General features: G+C 72.6%; 21 protein-coding genes and 1 other RNA gene. 5 read left to right on the forward strand and 17 right to left on the reverse strand.

Annotated elements, in window-relative coordinates:
• Window positions 1–74: 74 nt before the first annotated feature.
• From pal to KO353_RS04300, 15 genes are all read right to left on the reverse strand, one after another.
• Complete coding sequence (gene pal / locus KO353_RS04230; protein WP_218286501.1) at window positions 75–542, reverse strand: peptidoglycan-associated lipoprotein Pal; 468 nt, start codon at window positions 540–542, stop codon at window positions 75–77.
• A 168-nt stretch (window positions 543–710) separates the two neighbouring features.
• The gene (tolB, locus tag KO353_RS04235) at window positions 711–2,096 is read right to left on the reverse strand and encodes a Tol-Pal system beta propeller repeat protein TolB (protein WP_218286502.1); all 1,386 of its coding nucleotides are present in this window, start codon (window positions 2,094–2,096) and stop codon (window positions 711–713) included.
• A gap of 99 nt (window positions 2,097–2,195) precedes the next feature.
• Window positions 2,196–2,651 carry a hypothetical protein gene (locus KO353_RS04240; protein WP_218286503.1) on the reverse strand — a complete coding sequence of 152 codons (456 nt, stop codon included), beginning with the start codon at window positions 2,649–2,651 and terminating at the stop codon, window positions 2,196–2,198.
• Window positions 2,652–3,224: 573 nt separating this feature from the next.
• Window positions 3,225–3,719, reverse strand: a complete 495-nt coding sequence (locus KO353_RS04245) for an ExbD/TolR family protein (RefSeq protein ID WP_218286504.1) — start codon at window positions 3,717–3,719, stop codon at window positions 3,225–3,227.
• A 3-nt stretch (window positions 3,720–3,722) separates the two neighbouring features.
• Complete coding sequence (gene tolQ / locus KO353_RS04250; protein ID WP_218286505.1) at window positions 3,723–4,448, reverse strand: protein TolQ; 726 nt, start codon at window positions 4,446–4,448, stop codon at window positions 3,723–3,725.
• A gap of 172 nt (window positions 4,449–4,620) precedes the next feature.
• Window positions 4,621–4,905: a YbgC/FadM family acyl-CoA thioesterase gene (locus tag KO353_RS04255; RefSeq protein WP_218286506.1), complete on the reverse strand. Its 285-nt coding sequence runs from the start codon at window positions 4,903–4,905 to the stop codon at window positions 4,621–4,623.
• 2 nt (window positions 4,906–4,907) lie between these two features.
• Window positions 4,908–5,942 (reverse strand): Holliday junction branch migration DNA helicase RuvB, encoded by a 1,035-nt coding sequence (gene ruvB, locus KO353_RS04260; RefSeq protein ID WP_218286507.1) that lies wholly within the window; start codon window positions 5,940–5,942, stop codon window positions 4,908–4,910.
• Window positions 5,943–5,945: 3 nt separating this feature from the next.
• Window positions 5,946–6,560, reverse strand: a complete 615-nt coding sequence (gene ruvA / locus KO353_RS04265) for a Holliday junction branch migration protein RuvA (RefSeq protein WP_218286508.1) — start codon at window positions 6,558–6,560, stop codon at window positions 5,946–5,948.
• Window positions 6,557–7,057 carry a crossover junction endodeoxyribonuclease RuvC gene (ruvC, locus tag KO353_RS04270; RefSeq protein WP_218286509.1) on the reverse strand — a complete coding sequence of 167 codons (501 nt, stop codon included), beginning with the start codon at window positions 7,055–7,057 and terminating at the stop codon, window positions 6,557–6,559. The genes ruvA and ruvC overlap by 4 nt, the downstream gene beginning before the upstream one ends.
• Before the next feature lie 9 nt (window positions 7,058–7,066).
• Window positions 7,067–7,816, reverse strand: coding sequence for a YebC/PmpR family DNA-binding transcriptional regulator (locus KO353_RS04275; RefSeq protein WP_218286510.1), 750 nt, complete (start codon window positions 7,814–7,816; stop codon window positions 7,067–7,069).
• A 91-nt stretch (window positions 7,817–7,907) separates the two neighbouring features.
• Window positions 7,908–8,723 (reverse strand): TIGR00282 family metallophosphoesterase, encoded by an 816-nt coding sequence (locus tag KO353_RS04280; RefSeq protein ID WP_218286511.1) that lies wholly within the window; start codon window positions 8,721–8,723, stop codon window positions 7,908–7,910.
• Window positions 8,720–9,313, reverse strand: a complete 594-nt coding sequence (locus tag KO353_RS04285) for a 5-formyltetrahydrofolate cyclo-ligase (RefSeq protein WP_218286512.1) — start codon at window positions 9,311–9,313, stop codon at window positions 8,720–8,722. Before KO353_RS04285 ends, KO353_RS04280 begins: the two co-directional genes overlap by 4 nt.
• A gap of 11 nt (window positions 9,314–9,324) precedes the next feature.
• Window positions 9,325–9,481: non-coding RNA, 6S RNA (ssrS, locus tag KO353_RS04290), on the reverse strand.
• 10 nt (window positions 9,482–9,491) lie between these two features.
• On the reverse strand, window positions 9,492–9,800 hold the full coding sequence (locus KO353_RS04295) for a cell division protein ZapA (protein ID WP_218286513.1): 309 nt from the start codon (window positions 9,798–9,800) through the stop codon (window positions 9,492–9,494).
• Window positions 9,801–9,804: 4 nt separating this feature from the next.
• Window positions 9,805–10,023, reverse strand: coding sequence for a hypothetical protein (locus tag KO353_RS04300; protein ID WP_218286514.1), 219 nt, complete (start codon window positions 10,021–10,023; stop codon window positions 9,805–9,807).
• Window positions 10,024–10,052: 29 nt separating this feature from the next.
• On the opposite strand from KO353_RS04300, the gene KO353_RS04305 reads away from it, so the two are divergent.
• From KO353_RS04305 to KO353_RS04320, 4 genes are all read left to right on the forward strand, one after another.
• Window positions 10,053–10,508, forward strand: a complete 456-nt coding sequence (locus tag KO353_RS04305; protein WP_218286515.1) for a hypothetical protein — start codon at window positions 10,053–10,055, stop codon at window positions 10,506–10,508.
• Window positions 10,509–10,575: 67 nt separating this feature from the next.
• Complete coding sequence (locus KO353_RS04310; protein WP_218286516.1) at window positions 10,576–11,496, forward strand: class I fructose-bisphosphate aldolase; 921 nt, start codon at window positions 10,576–10,578, stop codon at window positions 11,494–11,496.
• 2 nt (window positions 11,497–11,498) lie between these two features.
• Complete coding sequence (thiE, locus tag KO353_RS04315; protein WP_218286517.1) at window positions 11,499–12,155, forward strand: thiamine phosphate synthase; 657 nt, start codon at window positions 11,499–11,501, stop codon at window positions 12,153–12,155.
• On the forward strand, window positions 12,152–12,697 hold the full coding sequence (locus tag KO353_RS04320) for a hypothetical protein (RefSeq protein ID WP_218286518.1): 546 nt from the start codon (window positions 12,152–12,154) through the stop codon (window positions 12,695–12,697). Before thiE ends, KO353_RS04320 begins: the two co-directional genes overlap by 4 nt.
• A 41-nt stretch (window positions 12,698–12,738) precedes the next feature.
• On the opposite strand, the gene KO353_RS04325 is transcribed toward KO353_RS04320, so the two are convergent.
• Window positions 12,739–13,728, reverse strand: coding sequence for a M14 family metallopeptidase (locus tag KO353_RS04325; protein ID WP_218286519.1), 990 nt, complete (start codon window positions 13,726–13,728; stop codon window positions 12,739–12,741).
• Window positions 13,729–13,990: 262 nt separating this feature from the next.
• Window positions 13,991–14,362, reverse strand: a complete 372-nt coding sequence (locus KO353_RS04330; protein ID WP_218287453.1) for a hypothetical protein — start codon at window positions 14,360–14,362, stop codon at window positions 13,991–13,993.
• A 36-nt stretch (window positions 14,363–14,398) separates the two neighbouring features.
• Here KO353_RS04330 and KO353_RS04335 point away from each other — a divergent pair, with 36 nt between their 5' ends.
• The gene (locus KO353_RS04335; RefSeq protein ID WP_218286520.1) at window positions 14,399–15,370 is read left to right on the forward strand and encodes an ArsR/SmtB family transcription factor; all 972 of its coding nucleotides are present in this window, start codon (window positions 14,399–14,401) and stop codon (window positions 15,368–15,370) included.
• Window positions 15,371–15,380: the final 10 nt, after the last annotated feature.

The following is a 15,380-nucleotide window of genomic DNA, read 5'->3' on the forward strand; positions in this document are numbered from 1 at the left end:
ATGCGGCCGGGCGGAGAGCCGGCCGGCGGCCCCGGCGCGGGAGCCGCCGGCGGCCGGGATGCCGCTGTCCCGCGTCAGCGGACGGAGGTGATCGCCACCCGGTTCTGCGCCCAGGCCTCCTCGTTCGAGCCGAGAGCGATCGGCCGGTCCTTGCCGTAGCTGATGGTCTGGATCCGGGCGGCCGACACGCCCTGGGCGACGAGGAAGTCGCGCGCGGCGTTGGCGCGGCGCTGCCCGAGCGCGAGGTTGTACTCGCGCGTGCCGCGCTCGTCGGCATGGCCCGCGATCAGCACGTTCACGCTGCCGTAGCGCTGCAGCCACTCCGCCTGGCGCTGCAGCGTCGCCCGCCCGTCTGGGCGGATGTCGTAGCGGTCGAAGTCGAAGAACACACGGTCGCCGACATTGACGACGAGGTCCTCCTGCGAGCCGGGGCGCGGCCCGGTAGCCTGGCCGGCGCCGCCGGCCGCCGACTGGTCGGGCGTCGATTCGCAGGCGGCAAGCAGGGCAAGCGCGGCAGCGGCGCTCACGAGCTTCTTGGTCATGGAGCTGGTCTCTCCTCGCAGATCCGGCCGGCCTGTGCCGGCCTCGTGGGGTTCATCACGCAAGGGTTGTGCTGCGGCGCAGCTAGCGCGCGCCGTCGCGTCGGGTCAAGCGATCGGCGACGATTCTGGCCTGAGCGTGGCGGCCCGCATGCCGCGCGCGCATGACGCTCATGGCAGGAGCGGTGACCAGGCCGGATCCGACCCGTCGATCGGGGTCGGGATGGCGCGCTCGTTGAACCCGGTGATGTCGATCGAGGCGAGCCGGGAGGAGAAGCCGCTGCCGCGCGCGTCGCGTGCCGGCGTCTCGCGGAAGAAGGCGAGCACGCGCCCGTTCGGGGCGAAGGTCGGGCCCTCCATCTGGAACCCCTCGGTCAGGATCCGCTCGCCCGAGCCGTCGGGCCGCATCACGCCGATCGCGAAGGTGTTGCCCGCCATGCGCGTGAAGGCGATCAGGTCGCCGCGGGGAGACCAGACCGGGGTGGCGTAGCGGCCCTGGCCGAAGCTGATCCGCCGCACGTTCGAGCCGTCGGCGTTCATCACGTAGAGCTGCTGGTTGCCGCCGCGGTCGCTGTTGAAGACGATCTGCTGCCCGTCGGGGCTGTAGCAGGGCGAGACGTCGAGCGAGGGGCCGAAGGTGAGCTGCCGCTCCCGCCGCGTGTTCAGATCGACCGAGTAGATGTTGGCGTCGCCGCCGCGGATCGCCGAGAGGAGGACCGAGTTGCCGTCCGGCGAGAAGCGCGGCGCGAAGGTCATGCCGGGAAAGTTGCCGAGCAGCGTCTCGCGCCCCGTATCGATCTCGAGCAGATACACGCGCGGTTCGTTCCGGCGATAGGACATGAACGCCACCTGGTTCACCGAAGGGTGGAAGCGTGGCGTGAGCGCGAGCCAGGAGCCGTCGGTTAGGAAGCGATGGTTCTCGCTGTCCTGGTCCATGATCGCAAGCCGCTTCACCCGCCGGTCGCGCGGGCCGCTCTCAGCGACGTAGACGATCCGCGTGTCGAAGTAGCCCTTCTCGCCGAGCAGCCGCTCATAGATCGCGTCCGAGCAGATATGCGCGATCCTGCGCCAGTTCGCCGCGGTGGTTGTGTAGGCCGTACCCTGGATCTGCAGCCCGGGCAGGACGTCCCACAGCCGGAACTCGACGCGCAGACGCTCGCCCTGCTGCTCGACCCGGCCGGTGACGAGCGCCTGCGCCCCGATCGCCCGCCAGTCGGCGAAGCGGGGCGTGGCCTCGGCCCCTTGGGTGATGAAGGCGCGACGTTCGACCGGCCGGAACAGGGCGGAGCGGGCGAGATTGGCGGTGATCACCTGGGCGATCTGCGCCCCGAAAGGCTGCGCGCCCGCGAAGTCCGGGATCGCGATCGGCAGCGGGTCGGTCCGGGCGCGGGTGATGTCGATCACGGCACCTTGGGAGCGCACCGTTCCGGGAAGGAGCGCGGTCGCGATCGCTGCGGCACCAGCGCTCAAAACGGCGCGGCGGGAGACGGCAACCATACGCAGCGCCTCGATCTGACGATCATCGAGGAGCGGCGGCGTTTCGGGTCGACGGATCATCGGTGGTCCTGGTCCCTGGGCCTCCGAGCAGGCCGAAACAGCGTGCCGGGGGAGTGCCCGCGGCACGGGATGCGCGCGGATGCTTAGCGCAGGCGGCCGTCACCGCACCAGCCCGCGCGGGCTGAATCGGAACACGCTTGCTTCAACGGTGGCGAGCTTCTCCCTCGGGATGGGGAGCGGGTTGCACTGGGGGCTGAGCAGCGCCCGCCGCGCCTGTTCCGCCACCACCTGCTCGCGCCCCGTATAGGCGCGGAGGGGGATCACTTGGACGACCGAGCCGTCCGGCCGCAGACGCACGCGCAGCTCGACGGTGATGTCGGCAAGCCCGAGCATGCCGGCATCGACCGACCAGCACTCGCTGATGCGGTTGGAGAGGCCGTCGATCTCGCCGCGGGTGAGCCCTGGCAGCGAGGCCGTTCCCTCAGGCGCGCCTTGCTGCCGGGGCGCTCCGCCCTGCGGCTGGGGGGGCCTCGGCGGCTGGTTCTGCGCCTGCTGAAGCCGAAGCCGCTCGAGCGTGTTCTGCACCGTTGTCGAGCCCTCGAGCGGGCGTTGCACCGGCGGCGTCGTCACAGGAGGCGGGCGCACCGGGGGGGACGGCGCGGGGGGCGGCGGGGCGGGCGGCGGCGGTGTCGGCACGGGCGGGGCAGGCGGCGCAGAAGCCGCGGGCGCCGGCGGAGGCGGTGGCGCGGGGGCGGGCTCCGGCGCAGGCGCAGGCGGCGGCGGCGGGGGCGTGGGGGCGGGACGCGGCGGCGTTGGCGCCGGCGGTTCGGGCGCCGGCGGAGGCGGGGGCGGCGGGGGCGGGGGCGGCGGCGCGGGCGGAGGCGGTGGGGCTGGCGGGGCCGGGGATGGCTCGGGCGCCTCGGTCGGCGTGTCTTCGGCAGGCGCACGCGCGGGCGGCGTCGGCACCGGGGCCGGTGCGGTGGGCCCGGAGGCGACCAGGAACTCGACCGGAACGCCCTCCTCGGGCGGTTCGGGGAACCGCTTGGTGGAGGTCACGCCGACGAGCACGGCGAACAGGACGAGCAGGTGCATGGCCGCGGAGAGCGCCGCTCCGCGCCCGAGGTCCCTCCGCTCCTCCGTTGTCGTCCCGTCGCGCGGCATCGTGTCCGGCCTCGCGCCGCCCCCGGCTCAGCGAGCCGGCGGGCGCGCTTGGGGTGTTTGGCCCTGCTGGCCGGGGCGGGGCGGCGTCACGGTCGCCTGGTCCATCTGCAGCGCCACGCGCGAGAACCCGCCCTGCTGGATCGCGGTCAGCGCCTCGGCGATCCGGCCGTAGCTCGCCGCCCGGTCGCCACGCACGAACACGCGCACCTCGTCCCGCGCGCGGTTGGCAGCGATCGCCTGTAGGCGGGGAACGAGATCGGCCATGTCGATCGGCGTCTCCTGCAGGATGACAACGCCGTCGGCGCGCACCGACACGATCAGAGGCTCGTCCGGGCTCGAGATCGGGTTCGCGGCGGTGCGCGGCAGGTCGACCTGCACGCCCACAGTGAGCAGCGGCGCGGCCACCATGAAGATGATCAGGAGAACGAGCATCACGTCGACGAGCGGCGTGACGTTGATCTCCGCCATCGGGCGGTAGCGCCCCTTGCGCCCGCCCCCGTTGCCGATCAGCCCTGCCGCCATGGATCAGACCCTCTCCTCGGTGTGGCGCGAGAGGATGGCGCTGAACTCGCCGGCGAAGCCCTCGAGCCGGGCGGCGAAGCGGGCGAGGTCGCTCGAAAGCTTGTTGTAGCCGAGCACCGCGGGAATGGCGGCGACGAGGCCGATCGCGGTGGCGAACAGCGCCTCGGCGATGCCGGGCGCGACGACGGTGAGGTTGGTGTTCTTCATCGCCGCGATCGCCGTGAAGCTGTTCATGATCCCCCACACCGTGCCGAACAGCCCGATGAAGGGAGCGGCCGAGCCGACGGAGGCGAGGAAGATCATCCACTTCTCGAGGCGCTCCATCTCCCGCTGCACGGTCAGCGCCATCGCCCGCTCCACCCGCTCGCGGATCGCCGCGCGGGTGCCCTCGCCGGCATTGACGAGCCGCGCCGCCGATCGGTTCCACTCCCGCATCGCAGCGGCGAACACGGCCTCCATCGGGTGGCGCGGGTTGTCGCCCGTCTCGCGGTAGAGATCCTCGAGGTTCACGCCGGACCAGAACCGGTCCTCGAAGGCGGTCGCGCGGGCGTTGACGCGGCGGAGCACGACCACCTTGTCGAAGATGATCGCCCACACCCAGACGGAGGCGAAGAGAAGCCCGATCATCACCGCCTTGACGACGATGTCGGCCTGCAGGAACAGGCCCCACAGCGACAGGTCGGCCACCTGAGCCCCGCCGAGCGCCGTCGCATCAACCGCACGATCCATCGCCTTCGTCCCGCCTTCCTTCACACACCATGCCCGGGCCGCCACGCCCGATTAGGGCGCGCAGCCGGGGAGGAAGCCGCGCCGGCCGGAGCGTGGCGACGCGGACGCACGCGAGCGTGACGGCAAGCGACGCGACCGCCACCTCGCCCTCCTCCCCGGACCGGAACACCCCCTACGCCAGCTCAAGCGAGGCAGACCCGATGACGGGCGCCCGCGTGATCACGACCAGCGAATCGTCGAGCCGCGCGGGGCGGTGATACTCGACCGAGAGCCGCTTGACGACAAAGATCAGGCCCTCGCGGGCGATCAACTGGCTGTGCGAGAGGCCCAAAGCCCGGAGATACTCCGTCCTCGCCCGCTCGGCGAAGCGCAGATAGGAGGCGTGGTAGACGACCCCGCCAGAATCCGTGTCCTCGAGATACACGCGGCAGGCGAAGCGGTGCGGCCGGTGCTCCACCGCTACTCGGTCCCCGCGTCGCGCAGGAGGTCGGGCTGCAGGCCGGCCGGCGGGGCGAGGCCGAGATGCCGCCAGCCCGCCTCGCCAAGAACACGGCCGCGCGGGGTGCGCAGCACGAAGCCCTCCTGGATCAGGTAGGGCTCGACCACGTCCTCGAGGCTGTCGCGCGGCTCGGCGAGTGCGGCGGCGAGCGTCTCCACACCGACCGGCCCTCCCCCGTGACGCTCGGCGATCAGGCGGAGGTAGCGCCGGTCCATCGAATCGAGGCCGCGCTGGTCCACCTCGAGGCGGGTCAGGGCGGCGTCGGCGGCGGCGCGATCGACCCGGGCCGTGCCGGCCACGGTGGTGAAGTCGCGCACCCGGCGGAGCAGCCGCCCGGCGATCCGCGGCGTGCCGCGCGACCGGCGCGCGATCTCCGCCGCTCCGTCCTCGGCGAGGTCGAGATCGAGCAGGGCGGCGCCGCGGCGGACGATCGCGACGAGCTCCTCGGGCGTGTAGAAGGCGAGGCGGAGGGGGATGCCGAACCGGTCACGCAGCGGTGTCGAGACGAGGCCCGAGCGCGTTGTCGCGCCAACGAGCGTGAAGGGAGGGAGGTCGATCCGCACCGTTCGCGCCGCCGGCCCCTCGCCGATGATGAGGTCGAGGCGGAAATCCTCCATCGCGGGATAGAGAACCTCCTCGACCGAAGGCTGCAGCCGGTGGATCTCGTCGATGAAGAGAACGTCGCGCGGCTGGAGGTTGGTGAGGATCGCCGCGAGATCGCCGGCGCGCTGGATCACCGGCCCCGAGGTCGCGCGGAAGCCAACGCCGAGCTCGCGGGCGATGATCTGCGCAAGCGTCGTCTTGCCGAGCCCCGGGGGCCCGTGCAGCAGCACATGGTCGAGCGCCTCGCCGCGGGCGCGGGCCGCCTCCACGAACACTGCGAGATTCTCCTTGGCCTGGGCCTGGCCGACGAACTCGGCAAGACGCGTGGGGCGGAGCGCCGCCTCGCCGAGATCATCGCCGCGCCGTGCGGGATCGGTCAGCCGCTCCGCCACGGCCTAGACCTTCGCGAGAGCGCGCAGCGCATCGGCGAGCACGGCCTCGACGGTCGCTGCCTCGCCGCGTGCGGCGCGGGCGGCGGCGACCACCGGCTCTGCCTCGGCGCGGCGTATGCCGAGATTGGCGAGCGCGGACAGAACATCGGCGAGCAGCGGGTCGGCAGGCAGGGCCGGAGCGGCGGCGGTGGCGTGGGCGAGCGGCGTGCCCTCCGCGAACCCCGCCTTGTCCTTCAGTTCGGTGACGAGCCGTGCCGCAAGCCGCTGCCCCACCCCCGGCGCGCGCGCAAGCGCAGCACGGTCACCCTGCGCGATCGCGGCGGCGAGCGCCTCGGGCGAGAGCGTGCCGAGCAGCCCGAGCGCGATCTTCGCCCCGACCCCCTGGACCGTCAGCAGGGTGCGGAAGGCGGCGCGCTCGGCCGTGTCGATGAAGCCGTAGAGGGTGATCGCGTCCTCGCGCACCATCGTCTCGACGAACAGGCTCACGGCGGAGCCTGCGGGCGGCAGGGCGGAGAGCGTGCGCGCCGAAACCGAGACCAGATAGCCCACCCCGCCGACATCGATCACGATGCCGTCCGGCGCGACGCTGTCGAGACGGCCGGAGAGCCTCGCGATCATCGCGCGCCCGCCATCGCCAACCGGTCGGCGGTGGCGCGGTGATGCACATGGCAGATCGCGACCGCGAGCGCATCCGCCGTGTCGGCGCGCTCAGGCGCCGCACCCGGCAGGAGCATCCGTACCATCGCCTGAACCTGCGCCTTCGCCGCATGCCCCTGCCCGACCACGGCGCGCTTCACCTCCGTCGGCTGGTATTCCGCCACGGGGATCCCCGCGAGCGCCGGCGCGAGCAGCACGACCCCGCGCGCCTGGCCGAGCTTCAGCGTCGAGAGTGGGTTTCGGTTGACGAAGGTCTCCTCCACAGCCGCCTCGTCCGGCCGCCACTGCGCGATCAGCCCGGCGAGAGCGCGGTGCAGGACGGCGAGGCGTTCGGCGAGCGGGCGCGCGGCGTCGGTCTCGACGAAGCCGCTCGCGACATGGGAGAGGCGGCTCGCTTCGGCCTCGATCACGCCCCAGCCGGTGGTGCCGAGCCCGGGGTCGAGGCCGATCACCCGCACCGTCGCCCCTCAGGCGGAAAGTTTCGCGAGCACGGCGTCGGAAACCTCAAAATTCGCAAACACCGCCTGGACGTCGTCATGGTCCTCGAGCGCGTCGATCAGCTTGAGCACCGCCGAAGCCTGCTCCTCGTCCACCGCCGCCGTCGTGGTCGGCCGCCATTCGAGCTTCGCCTCCTCCGCCTCGCCGAAGCGCGCGGCGAGCGCCGACTGGACGGCGAAGAGGTCCTCGACCGCGCAGGTCACCTCGTGGCCGCCCTCGCCGCTCTCGACATTCTCCGCTCCGGCCTCGATCGCCGCCTCGAGCATGGCCTCGGCGGAGGCGGCCGCAGCCGGATAGCGGATCACGCCGAGGCGGGAGAACAGGAAGGCGACGGAGTTGGTCTCCCCGAGCGTGCCGCCGTGCTTTGAGAAGATCGCTCTGAGGTCGGAGGCGGTGCGGTTGAGGTTGTCGGTCAACGCCTCGACGATGATCGCAACCCCGCCCGGGCCATAGCCCTCGTAGCGGCGCGCCACATAGTCTTCGCCGCCCGCCTCTCCGGAGGCCTTCCTGATCGCGCGCTCGATCGTCTCGCGCGTCATGTTCGCCTGCCGGGCGTTGAGGATCGCGGCGCGCAGCCTCGGGTTGGCGGCAGGGTCTGGCGAGCCGCCGCGCACCGCGACGGTGATCTCGCGGATGATCTTGGCGAAGAGCCGCGCCCGCTTGGCGTCCTGAGCGCCCTTGCGGTGCATGATGTTCTTGAACTGCGAGTGGCCGGCCATCGCGCCGCCCTTCCTTCCGTCGAGTCGCTCGAGCGTTGCCGCGCCGGCGGCTTTTAGCAGCGCCGGCGCCGCCGCGTCAGCCCGGGCACGGTCAGACGCCCTCCGGCATCGCCTCGCTGAGCCCTCCGCCCTGGCGGACGGGGGCGATCCGCAGGGCAAGCCCGGTCGCATCGTCGGTCTCGACGAAGACGCCGCAGATGGCGGCCTCGCCCTCGGCCGGGGCGAGACGCTCTCCCGGAAGACGCTTCCAGAACCGCGCCGCGGCGGCGGCCTTCTGCATGCCGATCACGCTGTCATAGTCGCCGCACATCCCGGCATCGGTCTGGAAGGCCGTGCCGCCGGGCAGAATCCGCGCATCGGCCGAGGGAACGTGGGTGTGGGTGCCGACGATCAGGCTCGCGCGCCCGTCGAAGGAGTGGGCGAAGGCCTGTTTCTCCGAGGAGGCCTCCGCGTGGACATCGATCAGGGCGGCATCGACGGTGCGGCCGAGTCCGTGGGTCGCAAACAGGGCGCGCGTTGCCTGGAACGGGCAGTCGAGCGCCTCCATGAACAGCCGCCCCATCACATTGGCCACCAGGACCTTGCGTGCGCCGGCGGCGAACACGCCCGCGCCGCGGCCGGGCGTTCCGGGCGGATAGTTGAGCGGCCGCAACAGCCTCGGCTCTCCCTCGATGTAGGGAATGATCTCGCGCCGGTCCCAGGCATGGTTGCCGAGGGTGAGCACGTCCGCCCCGGCGGCGAAGAGGGCGCGGCCGATCTCCGGGGTGAGGCCGAAGCCGTGCGCGGCGTTCTCCGCGTTCACCACCACGAACTCGGCGCCGAGCCGCGCCCTGAGGCGGGGAAGTGCCGCGATCACCGCCTCACGCCCGGCTCGCCCCACCACATCACCGAGGAAGAGCAGCCTCATCGAGTGACCAGCACGCCGGCCTCGGTGGCGATGGCGTCGAGCCGGGCGTCGCCGGGCCCTGCGGGCACGCGCGGCTGGCGCTGCGCCGCGTAACCGAGGCCGATCGCGAGCACGCGCCGCGCGGCCCGGAGCGCGTTGAGCGTCCGGTCGTAGTAGCCGGCGCCGTGGCCGAGCCGCCCGCCCGCGGCGTCGAACGCGACGAGCGGCACGAGCACAACGTCCGGCTCCACCTCTCCGGCGTCCGCGAGCGGGTGGCTCGTTCCGAACGCCCCATGCTCGAGTGGATCGCCGAACCGGAAGCATCGGAAGCGGAGCGGCGTCCCGCGCGGGCCGGCGACCGGAAGGGCGAGAGGATGCCCCCGCCCGGCGAGCGCGAGCATCAGGGGCCGCGGATCGATCTCGTCCCTCACCGGCCAGTAGCCGGCGACCACGGCCCCCGCCGGCGGCGGGAGACGCTCGAGCACGTGGCCGGCGAGCCGGAGCCCGAGGCGCGGTTCGCCCGTGGCGCGCGCCGCAAGGCCGCGTGCGCGGGCCTCGCGCTTAGCAAGCACGAGCGCCTTGCCCTCCTCGCTCGCCGTTGGACCTCTCATCGTAAGGCGGGCGCGGAGCCACCCTGGCCGTTGGCGATGCATCCTGCCGAGGCCTGCTCAACGCAGGTGGGCGCCATGTATCGCGGCCACGACCGCGACAGGGACAGCTCCCAATCGGAAGGACAATGGCCCAGGGGATGTCGTGCCTGACGCACCGGGCAGCCCCGCGATTGGCAGGCTAGGCCTCGGCGAGCCGGTTGGCAACGCCTTCGAGCCGGCGGGCAAGGCCGAGCAGAGCCTGGGCCGTCTCGCCGTCAGGAGCGGTGCGTGCCGCCGCAAGCTCGCGCTTGAGGTCTGCGAGCTCGTCGGCAAGCTGGATCGCGGCAATCACGAGCAGGCGCCCCTCGCCGAGATTGCCGAGCTGCGCCTTGATCGCGCCAATACGACGGTCGAGCTCTGCACCGAGTGCCACGAGGCTTGGCTCGTCCCCGTCCGGGCAGCCGAGCAGATAGGAGAAGCCGTTGATCTTGAGTGTGACCTGCCCCACCGGATCACTCCTCCTCAAGCACGGCGGAGAGCCGCGCGATCACGGCATCGAGCCGGCGCGCGGCCTCGGCCATGGCCGCCGCCTGGTCCGCCTCCGAGCCGTGCTCGGCGCGCTCGGCGGCGCGGTGGGCGAGCGCCTCGGCCACGTCCTCGAGGCGGCTGACCGCCTTCTCGAGAGCGGCGGCGGCATCTGCGAGCGTCGGCGCGGCGGCGGCATCGGGCATTCGGGCAATCCTCGATCGGGGCTCAAGCCATGCCGCGCAGGCTAGAGGCAGCACGGGGCGAGAGCAACGACGCCGGGTCGCACGCCCTGCCACCGGCCGTGATCGTGCGTGGCCTCGATCAGGCCTGCACGGTGCTGCGCGCGGCCTTCGGACGGCCGGTGCTCCTGCTCTCCGCGCCCGAGGCGGCGCGCCTGCTCGGCCCCGCGTGGTGGGTCGCGATGCTCGAGGCGGCGCGAGAGGAGGTCCCCGGCGCGGCAGCGAGAGGCGTGCTCGACTGCGGCAATGCCGCGGGGATCGTGCAGGCCGCTCTCGCCGCCGGGGCGGACGGCGTGCTGTTCACCGGCGCGGAGGCGCAGGCCCTCAGGCTCGCCTCGATCGCCGCGACGCAGGGCGCGCTCCTGCTCCGCGCCGCCCCCACTGCCCTCGACCTCGGCGCCTATGACGCGGTGCGCAAGCTGCCCCTCTGGCTCGGGCGCGCGGCGTGACACCCGGGGCCATTTCGTCTAGAGCACCGCCGGCGACGACAGAGCCGAGACGGAGGACAGGGCCGCTATGCGCATCACCCGCCGTGTGAAGGAGATCCTCTCCCACTACGAGAGCGACAACCCCGGCACCAAGGCCAATCTCGCCCGGATCCTGATGGAGGGGAAGCTCGGCGGCACCGGCAAGCTCGTCATCCTGCCGGTCGATCAAGGGTTCGAGCACGGCCCAGCCCGGAGCTTCGCGCCGAACCCGCCGGCCTATGACCCGCACTACCATTTCCAGCTCGCGATCGAGGCGGGGCTGTCGGCCTATGCCGCGCCGCTCGGGATGATCGAGGCGGGGGCGGACACCTATGCCGGCGCCATCCCGACGATCCTGAAGGTGAACAGCTCCAACTCGCTCTCCACGATCAAGGACCAGGCGGTGACGGGCAGTGTCGCCGATGCGCTCCGCCTCGGCTGTTCGGCGATCGGCTTCACCATCTATCCGGGCTCGGAGGAGCAGTTCGGCATGATGGAGGAGCTGCGCGAGCTCGCCGAAGAAGCAAAGAGCGCGGGGCTCGCCGTGGTCGTGTGGTCCTATCCGCGCGGGCCGATGCTCGACAAGGCGGGCGAGACGGCGCTCGACATCTGCGCCTATGCCGCGCACATGGCGGCGCTGATGGGGGCGCACATCATCAAGGTGAAGCCGCCGACCGAGGTGATCGCGCTCGACGCCGCGAAGAAGGTCTACGAGAAGGAGAGGATCGACGGCTCCACACTCGCCAAGCGGGTCGAGCATGTCGTGCAGGCCTGTTTCGGCGGCAAGCGGATCGTCGTGTTCTCGGGCGGCGAGGCGAAGGACCTCGAGGGGATCTACGCCGAATGCCGCGCAATCCGCGATGGCGGCGGCAACGGCTCGATCATCGGCCGGAACACTTTCCAGCGGCCGAAGGAACAGGCCCTCGAGATGCTCGGCAAGATCATCGAGATCTATCAGGGCAAGTTCTGACCATGTTCTCAGGCGCGGGGCGGCGGGAGGAGCGCTGCCGCCTCTACCTGATCACCCCGCCGTCATTCGACCCCGAAACGTTCCGCGACACGCTCGCCGCCGCGCTGGATGCGGGGGACGTCGCGGCGGTACAGCTGCGCCTCAAGGGCGTCGAGGACGACGCGATGCGCCGCGCGGCGGAGGCGCTTCGCCCAGTGGCGCAGGAGCGCGGCGTGGCGTTCCTGATGAACGACCGCGCCGACCTCGCCGTCGAGACCGGCTGCGACGGCGCCCATCTCGGCCGCGAGGATGGCGACCTCGCCGCCGCGCGCCGCCTGCTCGGCCCCGACCGGACGCTCGGCGCCACCTGCCATGACAGCCGGCACCTCGCGATGGAAGCGGCCGAGGCGGGGGCGGACTACGTCGCCTTTGGCGCCTTCTTCCCCACCGGCACCAAGCCGACGCGCCACCGACCCGACCCGGAGATCCTCACGCTGTGGACGGAGACGACCGAGATCCCGTGTGTCGCGATCGGCGGCATCACGCCGCAAAACTGCGCCCCGCTTGTGCGTGCGGGGGCGGATTTCCTCGCCGTCGTCTCGGCCGTCTGGGGCCACCCCGACGGCGCGGCCGCGGGGGTGCGGGCGATGAACCGGGCGATCGCGGAGGCGCTGGCGTGATGCGCCCGGTCCTCGCGCTGATGCTTTCGCTCGCGCTCGCGGGCCCTGCCCTCGCGGAGACGCTGCGCGACCCGGCCACGGGGCTTGCGATCACCGCGCCCGCGGGCACGGTCGCCACCGCCGCCCCGCCGCTTCCCCCCGGCCCGATCCGGGCGGTGTTCGACATCCGCAGGCCGGGCGAGACCGAGACCGGCTGCCGCCTCTCAACCGTCGAGGCTCCGGCCAACGCCTTTCTCACTCAGGAGGAGCTGAACCAGCGCTCGGCCGCTCCCGACTACCAGCAGGCGATGGCCGCCCAGCTCGCCCAGGCCTACGACCTCCTCGTCCTCGACATCGTGACGCATGCCGGGATCACCGGCCTCGGCGTCGTCGGCGACCTGCGGCGGGCTCCTGGCGACAGCGGGCCGAACCTGCGGTCGCTCCTGATCTTCCTCGACACGCCGCTGCAGCGCGTGATGCTGATCTGTGTCGCCGACGAGGCGACGTTCGACGCCCGCTTGCCCGAGTTCGAGGCGATCCTCGCCGGCGTGGGTCTGCCCTGAGCGGTGGGGGGGGTGGGGCGCCTACGGAGACGGCCTCAGCCTCAGGTGACCCGGCGCGCGAGCCGCACGGCCGTATGCCCGCGGCTTGTGCGCAAGGACGGCATCACGAGGATGCAGTCATCGTGCGGCGTCCTGATCTCGGCATCGCCGTCGAGGGCGATCAGCGTGTTCCGCTCCGGCACCACCTCGCCGCCGCGGAACGGGCGCACGAAGCGGAAGGCGCTGCTCTCCGCCGTCACGGTCATCGTAACTTGGGCGAATACCGGCGCGGGGCGGGGACAGGGCGGGGCGAGCCTGGCGGCGGCGGCTTCGTCGATCTGCCCGGTGTGGCGCAGGGTGCCCGCGATGCTCGCGGCCATGGTGTCCACCGTGCCCGGTTGCCAATGCTGGCCGGCCTCGATGAGCACGGCGGCGCGCGGCGAGCCCGGGTCGGCGAACGGGCGATAGTCGATCAGACGCCTGCCGCCGACATGCCCCTGGTCGCCCACCACGAGCGGCGGGGAGCCGATCGCGAGCGCGAGCCGCCGCGCCTTCTCCGTCGCCCCGCAGAGGATCAGCGGGTCGCCGTCCCAGAGCATCGAGTGGAAATCCACGAGCAGATCGACCGTGTCGAACAGCGGGCGAAGGGCGCGGGCGCGGCGGAGCTCAACGCTGTCGCGCGCGCCGTCGAGAACGGCGCGACACCAGAGGCGGTTGAGATCCTCCTCGACATAGCGGCTCGCCGTCGGCTCCCGCCGGTCGAACCGCGCGAAGGCCTCGAGATTGGCAAAGACGAGGGAGAGACGCCCGCGCGCGGGCAGGCCGCCAAGCCCGAAGAGGCGCAGAAGCGCGATCGCACCGGCATACTCGTTGCCATGGATCAACGAAACCAGGCAGGTGTGCGGCCCGGGCTGCGGCGAGGCGAAGCTCCACACGCCCGGAAGCCCGGTATTGCCCCCGCTCACCGCGGCGAGAGGCGGGGGATCGAGCGCGACGTCGAAGCCCGAACTTTCCTCGCCCGGGCGGGGCGAGCTCGCCCCCTCAGGCGGCATGGCGACCGCTCGCGCGGCATCGGCCGCTCTCGCGACGCTTGCTCTTGACCCTCGCCGCGGTCACGCGCATGAGCGAAACGCTCCGCCTCCCAAGCAGCGCGACCGTTCCGCGTGCCTCCGCCGCCAATGCCGTGAGTCCTCCGCCGCGAGGCCCTGCCAGCGCCCGTGCACGATGATGCCGGGCGGGCGCAACCGGTCAACCCCGCCGCGGGAGCCATGGCGCAGGTGATCGCTTCCCGAAACTGCAGCGGCGGCCGCGCGCTCAGCGCTCGATCCGGAACCGTGCCGAGACCAAAACGTCGCCGAAAGCCTCCTCCACCTCCTCGCCGGGCAGGGCGACGAACACCTCGCGGAAGAACCCGACCTCGCCGCGGGCGCGCCTGACAAAGAGGCGCGAAAGCGCGTTTGCGAGCGCCCCGCGCGGCGCGAAACAGCAGGGGCATCCGATCGCATGGCGGCGCGGCGCCGGGCCGAGGCGCTCGACCACGGCGGCGGCGCCGACCGGGAGTCCGGCGGGGGCAACGACCGCCGTCTCGGCCGGGACGTCCTCTGCCACCGCCTCCGGTGCGACCACACGGAGCGGGATCCGGCCATCGTCCCGACGTGCCGGCTCGCGCATTTCTCCGATCATCATGTGGACATAAGAATATCTTTATGTCATCTGGAGCCCATGGATCAGGTACTCGCCCCCCTGCGCGCCATCGCCGAGCCGACACGGCTGAGGCTCGTCGCGCTCTGCGCCGCCGGAGAATGGTGCGTCTCCGACCTCACCGAGATCCTCGGCCAGTCCCAGCCCAGGCTCTCGCGTCACCTGAAGCTCCTCTGCGATGCGGGCGTTCTGGTGCGCCAGCCGGAAGGGGCAAATGTGTGGTTCCGGCTGGCGCGCGAGGGCCCGGGCGCGGCGCTCGCTGCCGCCGCCCTCAACGCCCTTCCCGCCGATGACCCCACCCGCGCCGCAGACCGGCGGCGCGCCGCCGCCCGCGCGGCCGAGCGCGCGCGCGAGGCGCTCGCGGCGTTCCGAGACAATCCCGCCGCCTGGGACGAGATGCGCGCGCTCGACCTGCCCGCCCGGGCGATCGAGGAGGCTCTGCTCGCCCGGCTGCCGCGCGGGCGGCTCGGCCGCGTCCTCGACATCGGCTGCGGCACCGGCCGGATGATCGCCCTCCTCGGCCCGCGCGCCGAGAGCATGCTCGGCATCGACCTCTCGCGCCGCATGCTCGCGCTTGCCCGAACGAGGATCGCCGAGCTCGGCCTCACCCACTGCTCCGTGCGCCAGGCCGACATGGCGCGCCTGCCGCTGCCCGATTCCTCGTTCGATCTCGTGCTCTTATGCATGGTGCTGCACTACGCCGACGACCCTGCGGTGGTGCTCGCCGAGGCCGCGCGTCTCGTCGCCCCCGGCGGAACGGTCGCGGTGATCGACCTCGCCCCGCACGGCCGCGACGACCTCATCCGCCGTCTCGCCCACACCATCCCTGGGATCGCCCCGGCCGAGGTCGCCCGCCCGCTCGAGGCGGCCGGCCTCGCGGTCGCGCCGCCGGTCGCGATCGAGGGAGCGCTGCCCGTCCTGATCCACCTCGCCACCGCGCCCGCGGCGACGCCCGCCCCGCGCGCCGAGACGCGAATCGCCTCCGTCCTCTGAGGAGACACCG

It is taken from the genome of Elioraea tepida (assembly GCF_019203965.1).
In the GTDB taxonomy this organism is placed as follows: domain Bacteria; phylum Pseudomonadota; class Alphaproteobacteria; order Acetobacterales; family Acetobacteraceae; genus Elioraea_A; species Elioraea_A tepida.

Excerpts from the sequence above, each read along its gene's own strand:
- pal (WP_218286501.1), bottom strand. The coding sequence starts at position 542 with ATGACCAAGAAGCTCGTGAGCGCCGCTGCCGCGCTTGCCCTGCTTGCC.
- tolB (WP_218286502.1), bottom strand. The coding sequence starts at position 2,096 with ATGATCCGTCGACCCGAAACGCCGCCGCTCCTCGATGATCGTCAGATC.
- KO353_RS04245 (WP_218286504.1), bottom strand. The coding sequence starts at position 3,719 with ATGGCGGCAGGGCTGATCGGCAACGGGGGCGGGCGCAAGGGGCGCTAC.
- tolQ (WP_218286505.1), bottom strand. The coding sequence starts at position 4,448 with ATGGATCGTGCGGTTGATGCGACGGCGCTCGGCGGGGCTCAGGTGGCC.
- ruvA (WP_218286508.1), bottom strand. The coding sequence starts at position 6,560 with ATGATCGCGAGGCTCTCCGGCCGTCTCGACAGCGTCGCGCCGGACGGC.
- KO353_RS04275 (WP_218286510.1), bottom strand. The coding sequence starts at position 7,816 with ATGGCCGGCCACTCGCAGTTCAAGAACATCATGCACCGCAAGGGCGCT.
- KO353_RS04280 (WP_218286511.1), bottom strand. The coding sequence starts at position 8,723 with ATGAGGCTGCTCTTCCTCGGTGATGTGGTGGGGCGAGCCGGGCGTGAG.
- KO353_RS04285 (WP_218286512.1), bottom strand. The coding sequence starts at position 9,313 with ATGAGAGGTCCAACGGCGAGCGAGGAGGGCAAGGCGCTCGTGCTTGCT.
- KO353_RS04300 (WP_218286514.1), bottom strand. The coding sequence starts at position 10,023 with ATGCCCGATGCCGCCGCCGCGCCGACGCTCGCAGATGCCGCCGCCGCT.
- KO353_RS04305 (WP_218286515.1), top strand. The coding sequence starts at position 10,053 with ATGCCGCGCAGGCTAGAGGCAGCACGGGGCGAGAGCAACGACGCCGGG.
- KO353_RS04310 (WP_218286516.1), top strand. The coding sequence starts at position 10,576 with ATGCGCATCACCCGCCGTGTGAAGGAGATCCTCTCCCACTACGAGAGC.
- thiE (WP_218286517.1), top strand. The coding sequence starts at position 11,499 with ATGTTCTCAGGCGCGGGGCGGCGGGAGGAGCGCTGCCGCCTCTACCTG.
- KO353_RS04325 (WP_218286519.1), bottom strand. The coding sequence starts at position 13,728 with ATGCCGCCTGAGGGGGCGAGCTCGCCCCGCCCGGGCGAGGAAAGTTCG.
- KO353_RS04330 (WP_218287453.1), bottom strand. The coding sequence starts at position 14,362 with ATGATGATCGGAGAAATGCGCGAGCCGGCACGTCGGGACGATGGCCGG.
- KO353_RS04335 (WP_218286520.1), top strand. The coding sequence starts at position 14,399 with ATGGATCAGGTACTCGCCCCCCTGCGCGCCATCGCCGAGCCGACACGG.